Annotated in this window: 18 protein-coding genes; 12 read left to right on the forward strand and 6 right to left on the reverse strand. The window is 51.8% G+C overall.

Annotated elements, in window-relative coordinates; genetic code table 11:
- Positions 1-60: 60 nt before the first annotated feature.
- The 12 genes from SRBAKS_RS03765 (at position 61) to SRBAKS_RS03820 (ending at position 11334) form a co-directional block, all read left to right on the forward strand.
- Positions 61-1854, forward strand: a complete 1794-nt coding sequence (locus SRBAKS_RS03765; RefSeq protein ID WP_229593803.1) for an ATP-binding protein — start codon at positions 61-63, stop codon at positions 1852-1854.
- A complete protein-coding gene (locus tag SRBAKS_RS03770; RefSeq protein WP_229593805.1) occupies positions 1851-3209 on the forward strand; it encodes a sigma-54-dependent transcriptional regulator in 1359 nt (452 codons plus the stop codon). Before SRBAKS_RS03765 ends, SRBAKS_RS03770 begins: the two co-directional genes overlap by 4 nt.
- 178 nt (positions 3210-3387) lie before the next feature.
- Positions 3388-4785, forward strand: a complete 1398-nt coding sequence (locus tag SRBAKS_RS03775; protein WP_229593807.1) for a sigma-54-dependent transcriptional regulator — start codon at positions 3388-3390, stop codon at positions 4783-4785.
- 281 nt (positions 4786-5066) lie between these two features.
- Positions 5067-5324 carry a hypothetical protein gene (locus SRBAKS_RS03780; RefSeq protein ID WP_229593809.1) on the forward strand — a complete coding sequence of 86 codons (258 nt, stop codon included), beginning with the start codon at positions 5067-5069 and terminating at the stop codon, positions 5322-5324.
- A 17-nt stretch (positions 5325-5341) separates the two neighbouring features.
- The gene (locus tag SRBAKS_RS03785) at positions 5342-5797 is read left to right on the forward strand and encodes a hypothetical protein (protein WP_229593811.1); all 456 of its coding nucleotides are present in this window, start codon (positions 5342-5344) and stop codon (positions 5795-5797) included.
- A gap of 48 nt (positions 5798-5845) precedes the next feature.
- Positions 5846-6412 carry a GNAT family N-acetyltransferase gene (locus tag SRBAKS_RS03790; protein WP_229593813.1) on the forward strand — a complete coding sequence of 189 codons (567 nt, stop codon included), beginning with the start codon at positions 5846-5848 and terminating at the stop codon, positions 6410-6412.
- A gap of 14 nt (positions 6413-6426) precedes the next feature.
- A complete protein-coding gene (locus SRBAKS_RS03795; RefSeq protein ID WP_229593815.1) occupies positions 6427-6699 on the forward strand; it encodes a hypothetical protein in 273 nt (90 codons plus the stop codon).
- 53 nt (positions 6700-6752) lie between these two features.
- A complete protein-coding gene (locus SRBAKS_RS03800; RefSeq protein ID WP_229593817.1) occupies positions 6753-7406 on the forward strand; it encodes an SET domain-containing protein in 654 nt (217 codons plus the stop codon).
- 173 nt (positions 7407-7579) lie between these two features.
- Entirely contained in the window at positions 7580-8698 is a 1119-nt protein-coding gene (gene potA / locus SRBAKS_RS03805; RefSeq protein WP_229593819.1) for a spermidine/putrescine ABC transporter ATP-binding protein PotA, read from the forward strand.
- Entirely contained in the window at positions 8688-9542 is an 855-nt protein-coding gene (gene potB / locus SRBAKS_RS03810; RefSeq protein ID WP_229593821.1) for a spermidine/putrescine ABC transporter permease PotB, read from the forward strand. Before potA ends, potB begins: the two co-directional genes overlap by 11 nt.
- On the forward strand, positions 9539-10306 hold the full coding sequence (potC, locus tag SRBAKS_RS03815; RefSeq protein ID WP_229593823.1) for a spermidine/putrescine ABC transporter permease PotC: 768 nt from the start codon (positions 9539-9541) through the stop codon (positions 10304-10306). Before potB ends, potC begins: the two co-directional genes overlap by 4 nt.
- Positions 10303-11334 carry an extracellular solute-binding protein gene (locus SRBAKS_RS03820; protein WP_229593825.1) on the forward strand — a complete coding sequence of 344 codons (1032 nt, stop codon included), beginning with the start codon at positions 10303-10305 and terminating at the stop codon, positions 11332-11334. Before potC ends, SRBAKS_RS03820 begins: the two co-directional genes overlap by 4 nt.
- A gap of 137 nt (positions 11335-11471) precedes the next feature.
- Here SRBAKS_RS03820 and SRBAKS_RS03825 read toward each other — a convergent pair whose 3' ends face one another.
- From SRBAKS_RS03825 to SRBAKS_RS03850, 6 genes are all read right to left on the reverse strand, one after another.
- A complete protein-coding gene (locus SRBAKS_RS03825; RefSeq protein WP_229593827.1) occupies positions 11472-12539 on the reverse strand; it encodes a TIGR00180 family glycosyltransferase in 1068 nt (355 codons plus the stop codon).
- A gap of 2 nt (positions 12540-12541) precedes the next feature.
- Positions 12542-13252, reverse strand: a complete 711-nt coding sequence (locus SRBAKS_RS03830; protein WP_229593829.1) for a nucleotidyltransferase family protein — start codon at positions 13250-13252, stop codon at positions 12542-12544.
- Complete coding sequence (locus tag SRBAKS_RS03835) at positions 13230-14048, reverse strand: GHMP family kinase ATP-binding protein (RefSeq protein WP_229593831.1); 819 nt, start codon at positions 14046-14048, stop codon at positions 13230-13232. The genes SRBAKS_RS03830 and SRBAKS_RS03835 overlap by 23 nt, the downstream gene beginning before the upstream one ends.
- A gap of 190 nt (positions 14049-14238) precedes the next feature.
- On the reverse strand, positions 14239-14766 hold the full coding sequence (locus tag SRBAKS_RS03840) for a dTDP-4-dehydrorhamnose 3,5-epimerase family protein (RefSeq protein ID WP_229593833.1): 528 nt from the start codon (positions 14764-14766) through the stop codon (positions 14239-14241).
- Positions 14767-14797: 31 nt separating this feature from the next.
- Entirely contained in the window at positions 14798-15733 is a 936-nt protein-coding gene (locus SRBAKS_RS03845; protein ID WP_229593835.1) for a class I SAM-dependent methyltransferase, read from the reverse strand.
- Positions 15723-16748 (reverse strand): FkbM family methyltransferase, encoded by a 1026-nt coding sequence (locus SRBAKS_RS03850; protein WP_229596902.1) that lies wholly within the window; start codon positions 16746-16748, stop codon positions 15723-15725. The genes SRBAKS_RS03845 and SRBAKS_RS03850 overlap by 11 nt, the downstream gene beginning before the upstream one ends.
- Between the last annotated feature and the right edge of the window lie 2 nt (positions 16749-16750).

Consider the following 16750-nt stretch of genomic DNA (forward strand, 5'->3'; position numbering starts at 1 on the left):
TTAATCAGTTGAAAATAATGAATCGTCTAAAAAATGATCACACCGACAAGGTGAAAAGACATGCAATTGAAAAACAGCTTTCTGCACAGTTCGGCATCCGTCTGGATGGTCATGGGAATGGCCGCCATCATGACCTTGTTGGTCGTGGCGCTCGCCGTGTTCAATTACAACCGCGAAGTGCGCGACATGGAAAAGGTTCTCGGCGAAAAAGGCACGGCACTCATCCGGTCCTTCGAGGCCGGGGCCAAGGTCGGCATGATGGGCGACTTGGGTTCAGAAGATCGACTTCAGGCGTTGATCGATGCCACTGCCGAACTTCCGGATATTCTCTATATAGTCCTTACTGACAACGACGGTATGATCCTCGCGCACAGCGACTCCACTCAAATAGGCAGCGTCTACCTCGACACAGACCGCATCAAAACGCTTGCCCCGGAAAGACAGGCGCGTTGGATGATCGAAAATGAAGACGGCGAAGCAGCTTCGTTCGTTGTGTACAAGGAATTCGTCTCCCTAGGGCCCCGCGGCTACGGAGTGATGCGCGGCATGATGGGTCGTCATATGAGGGGAATGCGGGGACACAACAGCACCCACACCCCGGGATGGGGCAGGATGCGGGGCACAACCTCCGGTGAGACCATTGAAAAACCGCTGATCTTCATCGGGCTTGATGTTGCTCCCTTTGTTGAAGCGCGCCAAACCGACATGAGGGTGCTGATACTGACCTCTGGAGTTCTTCTGCTTGTAGGTCTCGGCGGTATGGTCTCGCTCTTCTGGTTGCAGGCCTACCGAAGATCTCGACAGCAATTGAAGGATTCCCAGGCCTTTTCCGCTGAAATTGTTGCCAACCTCCCCATCGGACTGGTGGTGACCCGTTCCGACAATGCCATCACCCATATAAACGCTGACGCCTCTACCCTGCTCGGGATACAGGCGGAAGACGCCCTGAACCGCCCGGTGGACAAGGTGCTCCCCCCTGCTGTTATCGAACTGGCCTCAGGCCCCAACAGGGAAAACACTCCCGTGACCAGGGAGCTGCTGGTCCGGACTGAAAAAACGGAATTTCCGGCCAATGTCGGCGTGGCACCTGTACTTGCCGACAAAGGTGCCCCCCTCGGCACGATCTTCATCCTGAGCGACCTGACCGAAATCCACCGACTCCAGGCAGACGTGAAACAGCGAGAGAAAATGGCGGCCATCGGCAATCTGGCGGCAGGCATCGCCCACGAAGTCCGCAACCCGCTCAGCAGTATCAAGGGATATGCGACCTACTTTGCCGGACTCTTTGACGAAGGCAGTGAGAATCGCAAGGCCGCAACCGTGATGATCACCGAAACTGAACGCCTCAATCGAGTCATATCCGAACTTCTTGATTTCTCTCGGCCCTCTGATTTCAAATTCCGTGAGACGGATATGACAATGGTGATGGACACTGTGTCTCGGCTGTTACAGCAGGACGTGACAAGTCGGGGAATCGATCTCACCATTGAGGTCGAACCAGAGCTGCCCATGGCGAAACTGGATGCTGATCGCATGATCCAGGCACTACTCAACGCCGGCATCAACGGTGTTCAAGCCATGGACTCCGACGACAGATTATCATTGCGCGCGTATCGTTCCGACACCGGACTGAACATTGAAATTGCAGACACGGGACAGGGCATCCCCGAAGAGGATCTGTCCACCATCTTCGACCCGTATTTCACTACCAAAAGCCAGGGAACCGGCCTCGGACTGGCTGTGGTCCGCAAGATTGTCGAAGGACACGGCGGAAACGTCGAAGTCGAAAGCATCACTGGCAAGGGAACAACGTTCACCATTTCACTGCCGCAAGCATTTCAGGAAAACAAATGAAAACCACAATACTGATCGTCGACGACGACAAAGGCCATCTCTCCATGCTGACAACCGTCCTCCGGGGATGGGGGTATGAGACCGCTTCCGCCACGGACGGTTCTGAAGCAATTTCCGCAGTGAGGGAGCACCCCTACGACGCTGTTCTCATGGATGTTCGCATGGCGAATGTCAGCGGCATCGAAGCCCTGGAAGAGATCAAGATGTTCAATCCAGCTATTCCGGTGCTGATCATGACGGCATACTCCTCGGTAGATGCTGCCGTCGAAGCCATGAAACTCGGGGCCTACGACTACCTGACCAAGCCACTCAACTTCGACGAACTCAAGCTCACTCTGGAGCGCGCCCTTGAGTACAAGAGGCTCTCCGAAGAAAACCGCAACCTCAAGGCAGCCGTTTCTTCCGGTGAATCCCTCGCAGGCATCATAGGGACCAGCCCCGCCATGCGGGAGGTCACCGAAATGGTCAAGGTCGTCGCTCCCACCGAAGCCACGGTCCTGATTACCGGGGAATCCGGCACCGGCAAGGAACTCATAGCACGGGCCATTCACGGCAACAGCGACCGGCAGATGAAACAGCTGGTGACCATAAACTGTGCGGCGCTTTCTGAAACGCTCCTGGAATCCGAACTGTTCGGACATGAGAAGGGAGCCTTTACAGGCGCGGACAAACGACGCGATGGCCGGATCATGCAGGCAGACAAAGGAACGATCTTTCTCGACGAGATCGGTGAAATATCCATGTCCATGCAGGCCAAACTGCTCCGGGCCGTGCAGGAACGTGAAATACAGCGGGTGGGGAGCGATACGGTACAATCCGTTGACGTACGCATCCTCGCTGCGACCAACAAGGATCTCAAGGCCGAAGTTGAAGCGGGCCATTTTCGTGAAGACCTCTACTACCGCCTTCACGTCATGGTTGTGAAACTGCCCGCCCTCCGGGAGCGTCAGGACGATGTCCCATTGCTGGCCAGTGCCTTTCTTGAGCGCTTCGCAAAGAAGAACAGGAAAGACGTCAAGGGCTTTACGCCACTGGCCATGGACATGCTCATTCGCTACTCCTGGCCGGGCAATGTCCGCGAATTGGAAAACACCATCGAACGTGCCGTCATCCTGTCCATGGGCGAATACGTCACGGAAAAGGAACTGCCCGCATCGCTGATAGACAGCTATGATTCAGAAAGCGCGTGCGATGCCGACACAGAACAGCTCGGCAGCCAGCCGCTTGAGGATGTCCAAAAATCAGCCATTCTGGCAACCCTCGAAAAGACTGGATGGAACAAGAGCGAAGCGGCCAAGATACTCGACATCACCCGAACTACCCTCAACAACAAATTGAAGAAATACGGGATGTAAAATTATCCCGGAGAAAGACGCGAACCAGGTATGATTCAACACCTAACCATGGCCAACCCTGAGCATATTCACGGCCCTCAATGCCAAGAAGCTACCGCTGGACAGTACCACAGCCCTGACAAATAACTGTTGTCACCATACTCCCATGGAAGTAAAAAGGGCGTGAGGAATCGTAATTATGAGAAAAATGCTTGTCATTACTCGGGATGGGAGTCGGTCTGAAGATGTCAGCAACCTGCTGGATCAGGACGATGACATCCTGACTGTCACGACGCTGGAATCCTCGAATCCCAGCGAAGACCGGGAAGTGGATACGATTTTCGTCGATGTCGAATCTCTCCTTGGAAAAGGTCAATCCGTCCCCAAGGCGCTCAAAAAGCTCTGGAAGCATTATCCTTCGGCATCCATTGTTGTCATGGCCGACGAGGAACAGACCACGGTTGCAGTTAATGCGGTCAAGGCCGGCGCATTCGACTATCTCATTCACCCCATAGGCAGGGAAGAACTGGGCCTGGTCATGGCCAAAGTGCGTGAATCCGATGTCCTTCAATCTGAACTCGATTTTCTGCGGGGGCAGTTCTGGGACGAAAACTCACTGGACTTCATCGACACGCAAAGTCAGGCAATGCGCGATGTATTTGTCAAAATACGACAGGTGGCCGAGACCCGGACCACGACACTGCTCACCGGCGAGACCGGCACAGGCAAAAGTCTGATCGCAAAACTCCTTCACAGCCACAGCAACCGCAAAGACATGCCCTTCATCAGTGTCCACTGCGGCGCCATCCCTGACGGGCTGGTGGAGAGTGAACTCTTCGGTCATGAAAAAGGCGCATTCACCGGCGCCGTCCGCCGCAGGTTGGGGAAATTTGAACTGGCCCACGGCGGTACCATCTTTCTTGATGAAATCGGTACTGTCAGCCAGTCGGTGCAGGTCAAACTCCTCAATGTCATTCAGGAACGGATTATCCAGCGTGTCGGCGGCGAAAACGATATCGCCGTTGATGTCCGCATTATCGCCGCAACCAATGAAGACATGAAAGCCCTGTGCGACGAGGGCAAATTCAGACGGGATCTCTACTACAGGCTCAATGTCTTTCCTATCTGCATTCCTCCGTTGCGAGACAGGATTGAAGACATCCCCCGAATATCAGAAAGTTTCATCAAGCAGTTCAATGGACTGCTGAATACGGAAATCAAAGGCATACACCCCGAAGTACTCGACGCATTTCAGGACTATGAATGGCCGGGCAACGTGCGAGAACTGGAAAACATCATCGAACGGGCCTGTATTCTGGAATCCGGGGAAATACTCCGGCCAGACAGCTTTCCGCCCGACCTTCTCGACCCCCAGGGCGAGACCCTTACCTCCCCGGTAAAAACCAGCCTGCCGCTCAAACAAGCACGACAAATGACTATCGACAGATTCGAAAAACAATATCTGACCAGCCTGCTGGAACAATGCAATGGCGTTATCAAGGATTCGGCGGAACGAGCCGGGATCACATCGCGCCAACTCAACAAGCTCATGAACCGACACGGTCTGTGCAGAAAGGACTTTCGCCTCAAAAAATAGGAACGCACAACTCCTATTCACACCGCCAACAAGAACTAGCTGTTCTTATATGCTTTTATCCCTCAGATATTAATCACTTATTATACTCATCAACGCCTTCATTTCGCTTTTACAGAACTGCAACACCAGTTTTCCTCCCCTTTGGAGCGGGAATAACCGGAACTCACAGTTCTGACCCGAGCAACACGCCAAGCGTTTTTTTTCTTTAAATTACATATGGTTAATACAATGGCACATTCTCTGCTTTACTCTCACAGATTCTTTATGAGGCAGTGAAAAGCATGAAGCAACAATCAGAGAACATATCGTCACGCACGGAGACTATCAGGGGGGTCGTTGTCCCCGAGGATTGGGATAACCAGTTTCAGGTGAAAACCATACTCATTGCCTGCACAGGCGAACGGGAAATCCGGGTTGAGAATCTGGAGCGATTTCCGGCCCTGCTCTCCATGTCCCAACAGGAAGCGATTATCACCGGAACCATCCATAAATGCGGTTCGGTTGAATCTATTGTTGTCGAACATGTAACCGGACTTTGACCAAGAGCAGACACCACATGCATGTATCTTTCAGGATATTCGTCATAGCGGCTTTGCTGCTCTGCCTGGGTGCTTCGGTGGTTTATGCCGAGGAGCAGCCGCCCAACCCTGTCGAAGTCAAGGGATTGATTGTCACCACCAGAGAGGGGTTGACCATCAATGACGGCACTCGGGATTACCTCCTGCTGGGGGTGGACGATATCGGAATTGAAGGCCGAATTTGTATCATCTTCGGCAACCTGATGGAAACGGATAAACCGACAATAGACGTATATGAGGTTCATCTCGTATCCGACGATTTTCCAAAGGAAGACGATATAGGACTACGTAAGGAGTGGCATACCCTTACTCGGACAACGCAATTCCATCCTGAGCATGCTCGCCTGGCGTCCCCCTGCGATCAGGCAAGCTGGAATTACGTTTTCTTAACCTCCGAAAAGGGGAGGAACGATGTGATGCCTTTGAGCCGGTAGCACATCGTTCCATTCATCAACGACCTAAGAATGAGTGACAGGTACGTCATGGAATCAGCTGTATTGGAAAATGAAGTTATTGAAGGCGAAGTCTGCGAAGTTCGCATATCCGCAATGATCACCCCGGATGAAATCGACAGCCTTCTGGACATGGCAGGGACAACCGGCCTGCTCGGTTCCGATGAGCTGATCGCAGCCGAAGACATGGCCTGGGGCTGTGCCTATCAAGGCGAAGAGGCCGCATGCCGCTTCATTCAGGCGAGAATCAACACGCCCGACGGAGAAAAGCCCATCGGCTTTCTCTGTTTTGCAGAACTCCCGAACTGGGAGCGGAATTTTGAACTGTTCTGCATAGTCGTTGCACCGGATTACCAGCGGCTAGGCATAGGCTCTGCACTCATTGCGGAAATGGAGCGCATTGCCATGGAATGGGGAGGCAAACGCATTTTCCTTGAAACCGGAGAAGGCCGCCAATTTGAAAAGTCCCGGCTTTTCTATGAAGCAAACGGCTTTGCAGTGGAGTCTCATTTCTACAAACAGTTCATCCCCAAGGATGACGGCGTCATTTATTGTCGCACGCTTGAACCGGCTGAAGACAGTCAGAGTTACCAATAAAGGAGGATGAGATCATGGCCGTGGATGTATATGAAGACACTATTTTCGGACAGGTTATCCCTCTCGATTGGGATGATGAAGCTGTTACCGGACTCGCCCTGCTTGTGGACGGCGAAGAAGAATTCATTGTTGAACCCGACGAGATGGGCGAAGGGTTGCTCGAACTCATCGACCGGTGGGTGACAATCGAAGGGGTCATCCACGAATCAGACAGCGAGATCCGCATTCGCGTTCGCAATTATACGATGGATGACGAAATTGATTATGATCTGGATGACAACTGGTAGCCCCTGTGCTCACCGTCACGGCATATCCATATTCATGTGAGGGCATGAAATAAATGATACATCCCAATACTGAAATTCGCTTTGTTAATCCGACAATCGGCTTCGGCGTATTTGCCACCGCAGACATCCCCATGGGAACCATCGTTTATGTAAAGGATCAACTGGAAATTGAATTAACCGAAACAGCGTTCAATGAGCTGGATGAATACCATCAGGCCATCGCAGAGAAGTATTCATACACGGATGAAAAGGGAACACGCATCCTCAGTTGGGACAATGCCAAATACATGAACCACAGATGTGACTGCAATACCATCAGCACAGGTTACGGCTTCGAGATTGCCATTCGCCCCATTTGGAAAGGCCAAGAAGTGTGCGATGACTACGGCCTGTTTAATCTGGAAGAAGTCATCCCTATTGCCTGTGGCTGCACCGGATGCAGGGAATCCCTGCGGCCCGATGATCTGGATAACTATCACTCTGTCTGGGATGAAAAGATCATTCCCGCTCTCGATAATATAACCAACGTTCATCAACCGCTCATGAAGTATATGGATTCCAAATCCAAGAAGGACCTCAGGGCTTACCTGTGCGGCGAAGAGCCTTACAGATCAGTGCTGGCCTTGAAATACAGCAGGGACCTCCAAACAGGACTGCGCTGCACAACAAAAAGAACGACAGCCCCCCATCCAGGGTATAATGGGTAAGATTCCAAAACGATCGATGAAGACCATCGGGTGGCGGGAATACATCTCGTTACCCGATTTCTTTTTGCGCTCAGGCAATTGATGAACAAAGCCGGGACGCCCTTATCTCTGCCAGCACTCAACAACCGCACATAAACCGCAACCACCAAAACCTACGGAGCCTTTGACAAAAAATGAAATGCCCTGTTGTAACCATGATGAATATCAGCAAATCCTTTAATAATGAAATTGCCTTGAAGGATTTCACGCTCTCTGTTGAAGACGGGGAGTTCCTTACCCTACTCGGGCCATCCGGGTGTGGCAAAACAACTGTTCTACGCCTGATAGGTGGCTTTGAAGAATGCGACAACGGTGAAATCCACATTGACGGGCATCCTTCTATCGGTGTTCCTCCTGAAAATCGCGCAGTAAACACGGTCTTTCAAAGCTACACGCTTTTTCCACACATGGATGTATACGACAATATCGCGTTCGGTCTGCGCATTGCCGGAAAATCAAACACAGAGGTCGCTGACGCGGTTGAACAAGCACTTGAACTGGTGCGGATGCAGAACGCCAGACACAAGATGCCGAAGGAGCTCTCCGGCGGTCAGCAACAACGGATTGCCATTGCCCGCGCCATAGTCAACAAGCCCCGCGTCTTGTTACTCGACGAGCCGCTCTCAGCGCTGGACTACCGCCTGCGCAAACAAATGCAGAAGGAATTGAAGGAACTCCAGCGTACGCTGGGCATAACCTTTATTCTGGTCACCCATGATCAGGAAGAGGCATTCACCATGTCGGACCGCGTGGTGGTCATGGACCACGGCCGCATTGCACAGGTCGGCACCCCTCGGGCCATCTATGAAGAGCCTGCAAATCTTTATGTTGCTGGTTTCGTAGGGGAAATCAACATCCTCGACGGCGTTATCATAGGACGCAAGGAGTCCAACTACATAGCCGAGGTCGAGGGCGTGTCCGTGCTTGTCAAATCCACGCATAAATTCAACGATGGAGCCTCCATCCACCTGCTGTTGCGTCCCGAAGACTTTCGTGTGGAGGTCATGCGGGACCTGGAAGAATCACCGGTTTTGGCAGAAAAATTTGCCAAAGCCCTTCTCAAGGGCACCGTGGAGCGCACCTACTATAAGGGCGCGACCTATGATGTCGACATCACTCTGGATGACGGCAAACGTATATTGGTCACGGAATTCTTTGATGAAGACAGCGAATCCCTCTACTTCAACAAGGGAGACAAGGTCGCGGTCGGTTGGTTCGAAGGGTGGGAGGTTGTACTGCCACATGAAGGATAACCGCTTGTTCAAACGCTTTGTCATCGGAGGGACCGTCGGATGGATCATGCTGTTCGGCATTATCCCGACCCTCATGCTCACGGGCGCCAGCTTTCTTCAACGCGATCCTTCCGAGCTGATCAGGCCGGTCTTCAGCCTGGAAAGTTACGTTCGGCTTTTCGCTCCCGCCCTTGGCTCCATGATCTTCAAATCCCTTTTGATGGCGGCCATGGCCACTGTCTTGTGCCTGTTCATCGGCTATCCGTTTGCCTACATCGTTGCCCGCGCACAAAAACAGCGCGCCCGGTGGATGCTCCTGCTGGTCATGATCCCGTTCTGGACCAACACCCTTATCCGCACCTATGCCCTGATTGCCGTACTGAAAGCTGACGGCTTCCTGAATACGACACTCATGTTTTTCGGACTGATCAAGGCTCCCCTGGAAATCATGTACACGCAGACGGCCGTCTTTCTCGGACTCATATACACCCTGCTGCCGTTCATGATCCTTCCCCTGTACGCGGCCATAGAGAAACTCGACAACAGGATGCTGGAAGCCTCGCGCGATCTTGGGGCGAGCAGGAGCAAAACCTTCAGAAAAATCACCATTCCGCTGACCATGCCCGGCATTGTCTCCGGCTGCATGCTTGTGTTCCTGCCAGCACTCGGCATGTTCTACATCCCGGACATTCTAGGCGGAGCGCGGACCATGCTGCTGGGCAACTATATCCGCGATCAATTCCTAACATCACGGGATATCCCCATGGGCGCTGCCGCCAGCATTGCCATGACCATGATCATGGGACTCATGCTTGTCATCTACTACAGAAGCGTCCGTCATGCGGGAAGGAAGGTCAGACAATGAGACAGCTCATCAAGACGACTTACGCAGGCCTGGTTTACCTGTTCCTCTATCTGCCGCTCGTGGTCATGGCGGTCTACTCGTTCAACGCCTCGAAATACTCCCTGTCATGGAAAGGCTTCACCCTCAAATGGTACGGCAAACTCCTGACGAATACGACACTGATTGATGCTGCGATCCGGTCACTGACCATTGCCGTAATCTCGGCGACCATCGCCTGCATACTCGGCACGCTGGTGGCTTTCATGCTCCACCAGTATCGATTTCAGGGACGCAGAGCCATCTTTGGAAGTCTCTTCATCATGATGATGTCGCCGGACATCGTCATAGGCATTTCATTGCTGGTCCTCTTCCTCGCCACAGGCCTCACTCTGGGCTTCTGGACGCTGTTGATGGGGCACGTCACGCTCTGCGTGCCGTTCGTTGCCGCCACGGTGTATTCACGCTTCAAAGGATTTGACACGCACGTTATCGAAGCGGCCAAAGATCTGGGTGCAAGCGAATATCAGGTCTTTCATCAAATTGTTCTCCCCATGGCCATGCCGGGCCTCATCGCCGGCTGGCTGCTCAGTTTCACCCTGTCTCTTGATGATGTCATCATCAGTTTCTTCACGACAGGCCCGACCTATGAAGTCCTGCCTCTGCGAATCTATTCCATGGTTCGCCTTGGCATCAAACCCGACGTCAACGCGCTCAGCGTGGTCATGATCGTCATAACTGTAGCTGCCGTGCTCCTGTCTCGGCGATTGATAAAGGACAAGAAATGAAAAAAACACTCCTTGCCATAGCCCTGGTCATACTACTCGCTACTCCGGCCCTAGCCGGGAGTGGAGAACTATTCCTCTACATCTGGTCCGAATACATCCCGGACGAAGTGGTAGAGAACTTTACCAGGGAGACCGGCATCAAGGTCCACCTCTCCACATACGACAGCAATGAAGCCATGTACGCCAAGATCAAACTGGCCGGAAAGGGGTATGACCTGATCGTCCCCTCCTCCGACTACGTCGGCCTCATGAAAAACGAGAACCTGTTGTTGCCCCTGGACAAGGCAAAGCTCTCCAACTTTGCGAACCTTGCTCCCCAATTCATTAATCAACCCTTTGATCCCGAAAACACTTACTCATTGCCGTACATGTGGGGCTCCACATCCATCGCAGTGAACACAGGCACGCTCGGCACGACCGCCGTCAACAACATCGCAGACCTTTGGAAACCGGAAATGGACGGTAGACTCCTGCTCCCCAATGACCCGCGTGAAGCCTTTTCCCTGGCCCTTAAACTACTGGGGTACTCTCTCAATGAAACTGATCCCGCGCATCTTGAAGAGGCCTATCTGAAACTGAAGGAATTGATGCCGCGGGTACGCGTCTTTGATTCGGACTCCCCCAAACAGGCATTGCTGTCCGGTGAAGTTTCGGTCGGTGTGGTCTGGAACGGTGAAGCATACATTGCCAACGAGGAAAACCCCGACATCCAGTATGTATACCCACCCGAAGGCTTCAGCCTGTGGATGGACTCCCTGTGCATCCCCAAGGGGGCCCACAACATCGAAGAAGCACACACCTTCCTGAATTATCTGCTTCGCCCGGATGTGGCAGCCATCATCAGCTCAGAGATGGGGTACTCCACGCCCAACGCCAAGGCCCTGGAGCTGATCCCCGAGGACGTACGCGCAAACCCGATTGTCTACCCTGCTGACGCAGACATACAACGCGGAGAATTCCAGAACTATCTGGGTGATGCCACGAAGCTATACGATGAGTATTGGGTCAAACTGAAGACTGACAACTAAAGAGCGTTGATGCGCAGTACCGTTCTCAGACATCATAGACAACAAGGCCCACAGTGATACTCACTGTGGGCCTCTTTTCATGCGAAAGATGAAGCAAATTGCACTTTAATCCGACACCTTAGAAAGTTGGAAACGATCTACTCGTCATTTGCCTTGCAGCGAGGATACTTGAACAAAAACTCGGCAGCCTTTTCCATTTCAGCCCGACACTGCGGACGCATGGCTTCCAGACGTTGCTTGTTCAAGGATTCTCTGGCCTCTCGCTGTTGCTGTTTTTTTTCCATGACAGCACGCCTACCCAGCGTCTTGTTCCAGAGACTACGCAATTCTCGTTTAACTCGATACACAAGAGTCTTGCGCCCCTTCTGCTGCCGATAATGCAAGCCGTTGATCATGAAGGCCATACGGGCGTAGGTCTCGGCTTCTTCAACAGACAGAGCTTCGTATTTCAACAGGAGCTTGGCAGCTTGTTTGACAAACAACTCAAATGTTTCCCGGTACATTTCCTTGGTTGCAAAATCCCAATGAGTAAACCCATCTTTTCTCCTGCGTTTACGTGCAACAGCTACTGAAGGTACATCTTCATGCAGGGCAAAGAAAATGGGTAACCGTTTCAGCTTTCCCACCATTGGAGTCATAAAGTAAATCATGGACTCCAGATTGAGAGTCCTCGGCTCGTTGAGAATCTCCAGCGGAATACTCGTATACACTTCCTTCCAGGCATCAGTACGCCACACGCCCCAATACAGGCGGTGCTGGCTCGAGAAAAATTTCAACAGACGATTTGAAGGGGATTGCGAACCATAGTCCGGCGCAGTACTGCTCTCGATCTTGAAATAATAGCTGTCGCCGGAATAATACATGGACGACTGATACCCTTGAACAACACAGTACTCCGGATTTTCCTCCAGGAAAGCGACGCTCTCCTTGATGGCGGCAACCGGTATGAGCGTATCATCGGCACACATGACCATATACGGTGTTTTCAAATGCGTAACGCCGGGTTCCACCATGGACTGGGCAAAAGGCAGTCCGGTCTGGCAATAGACCAAGTTGGGATACGCCTCGATTTCAGGGAAAGGCTCTTCTGAATCATCGGTTACCAGAACCTGAAAGCCGGAATCAGCGTAGTAATCCAAAACGCGCTTCAAAAAGGCATGACGATTAAATGTCGGCACATAAATAGTAACTTTATCTTCGTACATATCTATTTCATCCATTCGAGCAATTGCCCCAGAGAATAGCTTTCAGGAGTCCCTATATCAATAAATTCACAGTCGCACTGAAAGGCGTTCAGGGAACCACTCTCCTTTTCAAGGACATCGGTCTCAAGAGAGGCCTGCTGTCCGGGAGACAGTGCGGAGAGAGCCTTGCGAGGAAAATAATACACACCGGCATTAATCCAGCCCGGCCCGCTCTGTCCTTTTTCACAAAACCGCCGGACAAGGCCGTTCTCGATCTGTAACGAGCCGTAGCGGGAAATATCAGGCACTTTCACAGCCAGCAACGTCGGCTCATCCGGGCTTTCCATCGCCCTGTCCACAAAAGGCCTGAGCGATGTATTGACAATGCTGTCACCGTTCATGACCAGCACCGGCCCCGCCGGAATCTGCTCAAGGGCATACCGAACAGCCCCGCCCGTGCCGAGAGGCTCTTCCTCCCGACAATACTCGATCGCCAAGCCTTCACACTCGCTGCCAAGGACATCAATGACCATATCGGCACCATAACCGATGCTGATACACGCCGAGGTAAACCCGGCCTGTGCAAGCTGACCGAGTAAATAGGTAATGAATGGCCTGCCCTGTACCTCGACCAGCACCTTGGGGGTCTGCCCCGTGACGGACCGAAGCCGGGTCCCGAGACCACCCGCCAGGATCAGCGCAGTAGGCCAATTATCGGGTATAGAACGTGACATGGGAGCCAAGATTCTCAAATTCGAACGGTACGCTGAGCAGTTCGCCCATGGCCTCGATGACTTTGACCTGATCCTCGGGCCGTACATACAGCATGAGGAATCCGCCGCCGCCTGCTCCGCACAATTTTCCGCCAAGAGCGCCGTTTGCCCGTGCCACGGCATACATGTCGTCCACAGTGGAGTTGGTGACTTTCGAACCAAGGCCACGCTTGAGCATCCAGGACTCATGCATGAGGCGGCCGAAATCATCCAGCCCGGACAGTTTGTCCACAGGGCAATCTGTCAGAATACGTGCGGCCTCATAGGCCATTTCACGCATAGTGGTTAGGCTCGGTTTATTCTTTTTGGCATTGTCTATCTGCTCACCAGCTATATTGGAAGCGAACCGGGAAATGCCCGTATAAAAGAGCAACAGATTGTTCTGTAAACAGGTCACGACCTGCTTATGCAAGGGCAGAATCTCCACCCAATATTCTCTCTGGGCATCGAATTCCACCAGATTGAGTCCACCGAATGCTGCCGCCACCTGATCCTGAGAACCGACGTTCTCGCCGATCATGTTCTGCTCCACATGAATCGCGGCTGAAGCAAGCTCCCGCTTGGAGCAGATCCTGCCGGAAAGCGCATTCAGAGCGTTCAACAACCCGACGGTAAATGCTGACGAAGAACCCACGCCGGACATGGCCGGGATGTCGCCACTATGATTGACTTCCAACCCCTGCTCGACATTGGCATACCGGAAGCATTCCCGTACGGAAGGATGGATGATTTCATCAATGGTATTGGGAAATTCCATTTTTGAATACCGAACGCAATGCTTATGCCCAAAAAACGGAGGGAGATGTCTGCACGTAATGTAACAATACTTATTGATGGTAGTGTTTAGAACGGTTCCGCCATGCTCATGATAATGAATGGGATAGTCTGTACCGCCACCAAAAAAAGAAATCCTATACGGAGTCCTGGTTACAACCATTGCCATGGATTTAGCTCCCCTCCGGCCAGTGACCGAGTTCATCGCGCATGGACAGCATCGGATTCTTGATAGGCCACCAAATGTTCAATTCGGGATCGTCAAAACGATAGGTAAACTGCCCTTTGGGGTTGTAGTAGGTATTCTGCTTGTAATGAAACATAGCGCGGTCGCTCAAAATAAGGTGGCCGTTGCCGTGCTTGGGCGGAATCAAAATCTGCTTGCGATTAGCCTCGGACAAGGTAAAAGACTGCCACTGACCGAAATTTGCAGAGTCGCGGTCACAGTTCGCCACCACGAGATAAAACTCGCCCATGAGGCAGGACACCAGCTTCCACGTTTCTGCATCACCATGAATGCCGCGAATGACGTTTTTCCGGGAAACGGAAATGTCATCCTGAATGAATTCGACAGTAATACCGTGCTCGGCATATAATTCCTTGTTGAAGGTCTCGACGTAGACACCGCGATGATCTTCAAAGGCGAAGGGAGTGATCTCCAATACGCCGTCCATTTTGGTTTTGTTCACCTTCAGTGACATTATGACTCCTTAAACATGATAGACGGTCAAATTATTGGGGCGACCACACGATAGTGGAAAGGGACTCGTTGAACAGGTTGCCAAAGCGTACCCGATCTGCCCTCTCTATGACAATACGGCCTTCATCCTCAAGCCTGCGCAGGGCAGTGAGAAAGGGGCCAAGATAGTTTCGTTTGTTGTGATACTGCAAACCAAGGTTGTCGAGCAAGTCATCCTCGTCATAGAACTCCTTGATCGGTTCAGCATGAACACACCGGGCAAACTTCTTTTCCAGAAGGAACTCCAGAAACGACTCGAAATCATCTCCCACCTGCTCCAGAGCGGTCAGGGTGAACATGACACTGTTTTCCGGCACATCGAGAGAATAATCCGGCTCAAAGAAATTGAACCGATGCCCGGTCAGGTTGATGGAATCCTGCTCCCCAAGCTTGTTGACGAGATCCACGGAGCTCTGTGCCCAATCAAGACCGAACAGCTGCTTGCCGGGACGCAATTCATTAAATCGCGTTAAATTCCAACCTGTTCCGCAGCCGAACTCAAAGACCGTGTCAAAATCAGACAAATACCGGGTCATGAACCATGTCCGATGCAGCTCGCATATATTATAAATCAGCTCCGGTGCAACAGACGCGACCAAGTCACCGTCCAGTCTGAAGACCGTCCGATTCTCCACGCGCGAAAAATAGCCCGGCGTCAGATTCTTGATATCCTGTTCCTCAGAGAATTTGGCGAGATTTTCACCCCAACCTTTCTCCCAATCCTGGGCTCGATGGCTACCGGAAGCGACCATCTCCCGTTTCAATCCTTTGAGAATGGAAACAATGGCTTCATCTCTCTCGGTCCCGGAAAGAGTCACGTAGTCAAAACAATGGGATTCGAGAACATCGTTGCACAATTCGGCTACAAGGCCCTCGTCATCAGCAAAGATACGAGCAGCAACTTCAGTAGTCAGCGTTTTATATGCCATTTCTTGACCTATCATCAGCTATAAATGCAACATCATTATTATCTTTGAGTCGATCGATAAACTTTTTAGTCAATAGGTAGTCATTGCCTGCATCTTGTTGAAACTGCTGCACAAAGGTTTGCGCTTCATCAATCATCCATTGCTTCCGGCCTGCGGCTAGTTCAACCACGCACTCTCTCAGCACTGCAACCTGAGGCCCACTGAACATCTGTGCCAATTCGATAGCAAAATCGTAATAATGATACAGGCAAGCAGCCACAAATAGGGCACTCAGCGATCGTTCAGACGGCTTATACTGTGGCCCGGTCTCTACCAAGGGATCCTTGAAGTAAAGGCCATCCACGAAGAGGAGACGCTCATTAGTCTCATGTGTTTTCCGATCAAGCTTCCGGTTGGAAATATAATGTGGCCACATGCCATACATCCTGAAACCCTTACTCTCAAGCAGAGCATTAATGTCAAACCAACCGTTTTGACCATCATACATGCCAGCCACAATCATTTCGCAAAAGACACAGACGGATTGAGATAAAGCTTCATCGGATGCCTTGAGAATGGAATAATCCACGCCCTGACAATCAATCTTGATTATATCTGGGGTAAAACCTTCTGCCTTTTCCAAGCAGCCATCAAGCGTAGCAGCCTCCATATTAATGGAATCGATGATCTCAAAGCCCGGTAGATTATAGCGATCGCAAAACCGCTTATTGGGAGTCAGCAGAGAACTATTCACACCGCTCTTGGTTACATTCAGCACCTTAGGGCCGTAGGAATCAGCCAGAATTGACTGGAATCCGATCATACGGGCAAAGCCTGCCTTTTCGCCAAGAGCGGTTATGTTTTTGAATTCAAGAGGATCCGGCTCGAAAAACATGACGTCGGTCAGCCCAGCCATAGCGTGAATTTCCTGAGGAAAGCCCCCTGCGGCACCGACATCAACAAAACCGAGGTGCGCCCCCTGAAGAAGAGCATGACACTCAGTTTCCGTAAAACGTGTTTCGAGAAGAGAACCCATCA

The sequence above is a fragment of the Pseudodesulfovibrio sediminis genome (assembly GCF_020886695.1).
Taxonomy (GTDB): domain Bacteria; phylum Desulfobacterota; class Desulfovibrionia; order Desulfovibrionales; family Desulfovibrionaceae; genus Pseudodesulfovibrio; species Pseudodesulfovibrio sediminis.